This window comes from Bacillus swezeyi (genome assembly GCF_001969815.1).
Taxonomy (GTDB): Bacteria; Bacillota; Bacilli; order Bacillales; family Bacillaceae; genus Bacillus; species Bacillus swezeyi.
Genome location: NZ_MRBK01000068.1, coordinates 1 through 1,026 on the forward strand (window position 1 = coordinate 1; position 1,026 = coordinate 1,026).

Sequence of the window (1,026 nt, forward strand, 5' to 3'; positions counted from 1 at the left end):
TTTATACAGAGCCCCATGAAAGGCTGATGGGCGTTTTTGCATTTCCAAATGAAGAGCCGTTTTTTGTTTGTCCGCTGATGGAGAAAAGTCAGGCGAAAGCAGCGGGCTGGGCGTATGACATCATCGGCTATGAGGATCACGAAAACCCGTGGGATCTGATAGCAGAAGCCCTGAAAAAACGAAACCTCAAACTTTCGAAAGTGGCAGTCGAAAAAGAAGCGATTTCCCTTTCGCGTGCTGAAATGCTGAAAGAGGTTACGAACGGCGCTGAGCTGGTGTCTGCAGAAATGAAGCTGAACGAACTCCGCCTTGTAAAAGATGAAAACGAAGTCCGCATTCTCCGCGAAGCGGCAAAGCTCGCCGACTACGGGGTTGAAGCGGGCGCCGCCGCTTTAAAAGAAGGGATTGCAGAAATCGAAGTTGTCGCCAAGATTGAATATGAACTGAAGAAAAAAGGAATCCAGGGAATGTCCTTTTCAACGATGGTTCTGTTTGGCGAAAAATCGGGGCAGCCGCACGGAAACCCCGGAAGCAGGACGCTTGAGGCAGGCGACTTTGTCCTTTTTGATTTGGGCGTGATCATTGATGGGTACTGCTCTGATATTACAAGAACCCTTGTTTATAAAAACGCTAATGACCAGCAGAAGGATATTTATGAAACGGTGCTAGAGGCCGAAACCGCTGCTCTCCAAATGAGCAAGCCCGGCGTAAGGATCGGCGATCTAGATTTGAAAGCGCGGGGCATTATCGAAAAAGCGGGCTATGGAGATTATTTTCCGCATCGCCTTGGTCACGGGCTTGGCATTTCGACGCACGAATACCCATCCATGAGCCATAACAATGACGAACGATTAAAAGAAGGAATGGTTTATACGATTGAGCCGGGCATCTATGTACCGGAAATCGGCGGCGTTCGAATTGAAGATGATGTCCTTGTCACAGCAGATGGTGCTGAAACTCTGACCAAATATCCGAAACAGCTGACCGTGATTTCTTAACATGAAAAAGAACCCGTTGTAAAGCGGG

The 1,026-nt window shown here is 48.3% G+C and carries 1 protein-coding gene; it reads left to right on the forward strand.

What is annotated here, in order from left to right:
• Positions 1-998: M24 family metallopeptidase (locus BTA30_RS22085; RefSeq protein ID WP_076764196.1), on the forward strand; the 998-nt coding region annotated here is incomplete at its 5' end.
• Positions 999-1,026: the final 28 nt, after the last annotated feature.